The organism is Haladaptatus sp., assembly GCF_049589095.1.
Lineage (GTDB): Archaea > Halobacteriota > Halobacteria > Halobacteriales > Haladaptataceae > Haladaptatus.
In genome coordinates this window covers 1-2,949 of sequence record NZ_JBAWAC010000026.1, presented here as the reverse complement: position 1 = coordinate 2,949, position 2,949 = coordinate 1, and the positions used below count along the sequence as shown (strand labels likewise).

General features: G+C 62.2%; 4 protein-coding genes. All 4 read left to right on the top strand.

Translation table 11 applies throughout. From position 1 onward, the window contains the following. Positions 1–688: isocitrate/isopropylmalate dehydrogenase family protein (locus WBV42_RS01000; protein ID WP_423984391.1), on the top strand; the 688-nt coding region annotated here is incomplete at its 5' end. A 54-nt stretch (positions 689–742) separates the two neighbouring features. Beyond that, complete coding sequence (locus WBV42_RS00995; RefSeq protein WP_423984390.1) at positions 743–1,648, top strand: dihydrodipicolinate synthase family protein; 906 nt, start codon at positions 743–745, stop codon at positions 1,646–1,648. Positions 1,649–1,708: 60 nt separating this feature from the next. Continuing rightward, entirely contained in the window at positions 1,709–2,089 is a 381-nt protein-coding gene (locus WBV42_RS00990) for a cupin domain-containing protein (RefSeq protein ID WP_423984389.1), read from the top strand. Positions 2,090–2,360: 271 nt separating this feature from the next. Continuing rightward, positions 2,361–2,949 (top strand): lactate/malate family dehydrogenase (locus tag WBV42_RS00985; protein WP_423984388.1); only part of this gene is annotated, 589 nt, incomplete at its 3' end.

Sequence of the window (2,949 nt, the reverse complement as noted above, 5' to 3'; positions counted from 1 at the left end):
AGATTTGGTCGTCTATCGGGAGAACACGGAGGGGGAGTACGCGGACGTCGGCGGGCGCGAACACCGTGGGTTCGACAACGAGGTCGCCATCCAATCGGCCGTGTTCACACGATCGGGCGTGGAGCGCATCGTCCGTGCCGCCTTCGAGGAGGCGGAGAAGCGTGACGGGAAGCTCACGAACGTAACCAAATCCAACGCGCAGGCGTACGGGATGGTTCTCTGGGACGACGTGTTCGAAGAAGTAGCCGAACAGTTCCCGGGTGTGGAGACCGAGCGTCTCCTCGTGGACGCGGCGTCGATGGATTTCATCCGTCGTCCCGACGAGTTCGACGTCGTCGTCGCCTCGAACCTCTTCGGCGACATCCTCACGGACATCGGGGCCATCATCTCCGGAAGCATGGGTCTCGCACCCTCTGCGAACATCAATCCCGCCGATGGTGTCCCTTCAATGTTCGAACCAGTCCACGGAAGCGCACCGGACATCGTCGGCCAGGGCGTCGCCAATCCGCTGGCGACGGTCCTCTCCGGGTCGATGCTCCTCGACGACCTCGGTGAACCGGAAGCGGCCGACGCCCTTTGGCGCGTCGTCGTCGAACAGCTCGCGGACGAGTCGGCTCCGCGAACGCCCGACCTCGGAGGCGATGCGGGGACGGCCGACGTGATGGCCGACCTTCGCGCCCGTCTCTGATTCCGTTCTGACCGCCGGGGAAGAGTTAACTCCCCGCATACGAATCCATTACTCATGTCTGCATTCAATCCGGAGGAATACGAAGGTGTTCTGTGCCCCCTCGTCACTCCGTACGACGACGGTCACGTGGACGAAACTGCACTCGCGGAGTTAGTCACACGAATCGACGACGCCGGGATGGACGGCCTCGTTCCTGCTGGGACGACCGGCGAATTCGCGAGTCTCTCAGACGAGGAGTACCGAACCGTGCTGGAGACGACAGTCGACGCCGCCGACGGCTTGCCGGTTCTCGCTGGCACCGCCGATACGACCGTCTCCGGCACGCTCGAACGAATCGAAACGGCGGCGAACGCCGGAGCCGACGCGGCGTTGATAGTGCTCCCGTACTTCCACGGCGCGAACGACCCGGCGGGCAACGAACGATTTCTCTCGGAAATCGCCGACGACGCGTCGCTTCCGATATTCCTCTACAACATCCCGTCCTGTACCGGGCAGGAGATTTCCCCCGCCACGGTCGCGAGCCTCGCTCGTCGCTCGAACGTCCACGGTCTGAAGGATTCGAGCGGGGACTTCAACTACTTCCTCGAAGTCGCGGACCGCACGCCTGACGACTTCCGCCTGTTTCAGGGATTCGACAGCTACGTCGTTCCGGGGATGCTCATGGGCTCTTCGGGTGGCATCAATGCACTGTCGAACGTGATTCCCGAGACGTTCGTCGCGGCCCGCGACGCTGTCGCCGCAGGGGATACCGAACGGGCACGGAAAATCGGCGCGAAACGCATCGCACCCCTCTTCCAGCAGTGTGTGACTCACGGGTTCGCGCCGGCGACGAAAGCCGCGCTCGAATCGCGCGGGTGGCTGAAAAGCGCCGCCGTTCGACCACCGCTTGTCGAACTCGACTCGGCGGCGAAGGACGAGATCGAATCGAGCGTCGGGCGCGCGCTCCGCGACGTACTATAACCGCGTTTTCGACGTCCATCACCCTGACCCTTATCACCTCTTCCCAACTCATGTGAATATATGGCTGACGACTACAGTCTGACCCGAATCGATGATATCGAACCGGAACCATCGGCAAGCTCTGGAACCATGCACGTGAACCTCGTTGAGGCGCTCGGGTGCACCGAGATGCGGCCAAAAGTGTGGTACCTCTCGGAGGGCGATGCGATGAGCTTCCACCGACAAGCCGAACAGGAGGAGTTTTATCTCGTTTTCGAAGGCCCGGGCCGCATTCGAATCGGCGACGAAACTCACACGGTCGAGGCGGGCACGGCCATTCGTCTTCCGCCGGAAACCCGACGACAAATCAGAAACGACGGCGAGGGCGGCGACGGTGATCACGTGTGGTTGGTCGTCGGCGCGCCGCCCGTTCCGGACGACGGCCGACCCGCTGAGGATTGAACTGGTGGCATACCTGCTCGACTCTTCTCGATCGCTTGTGGGATTTTGCTGTTAAGTAGCACTGTATGAAGTCGATGGAACCGATGTCCATCCGGTCGATACGCGTGGTAGGCGGTGGTATCGTTCACACCATTGTGACCCGGAACAAGAAAGTTTGCCCTGTAACGTCTTCCAGCGATCGCTTTCCACGTCGGACCGACCTGCCGTGCAAATGCCATCGAATCCCGTGACCTCCCGATGATTTTAGTACTGGCTTACGGTATCATTTGGCATGGACGTATCCGTCATCGGCGGAGCCGGCACTATCGGTGCCACGACTGCGTATACACTCACGCTCCTCGACCCCGACCTCGACGTTACTCTCGTCGACGTACAGGAGGAGGCGGCCAGCGGCCACGCAATCGATATACGAACGGGCATCGGCCACGGTTCACATCCGGCCGGAGCGATGATGCCGACAGGCAGTGGAACCGTTACTGCTGGCGCTCCTCGTCCAGAGGCCGTCGCCGACGCCGACTGTATCGTCGTGGCCGCGAGCATCCCCCGTCCCACCGACAGTGCAAAGCGCGGGGGTCGTCTCGCCTTCCTGGAGCGTAACGGCGAACTCGTCGACGGTATCGCATCGTGGATGAAGTCGGTCGAACCACGACCGATCGTTACGGTGACGAACCCGCTCGACCCCATCAATCATCGAATGTGGAACGCACTCGGATGGGACCGACGCTACTGTATCGGCTACGCTCTCTCGGAAACCGCGCGCCTCGCCCACCAAGTCGCGCGGCACGCCGACGCCCACCCGTCCGACGTCTCCTGTCCCACAATGGGACAACACGGCGAACACCTCGTCCCGCTCTTTTCCC

What these genes read in the sequence shown, in the direction of transcription:
- WBV42_RS00995 (WP_423984390.1), top strand. Translation starts at nt 743, where the DNA reads ATGTCTGCATTCAATCCGGAGGAATACGAAGGTGTTCTGTGCCCCCTC.
- WBV42_RS00990 (WP_423984389.1), top strand. Translation starts at nt 1,709, where the DNA reads ATGGCTGACGACTACAGTCTGACCCGAATCGATGATATCGAACCGGAA.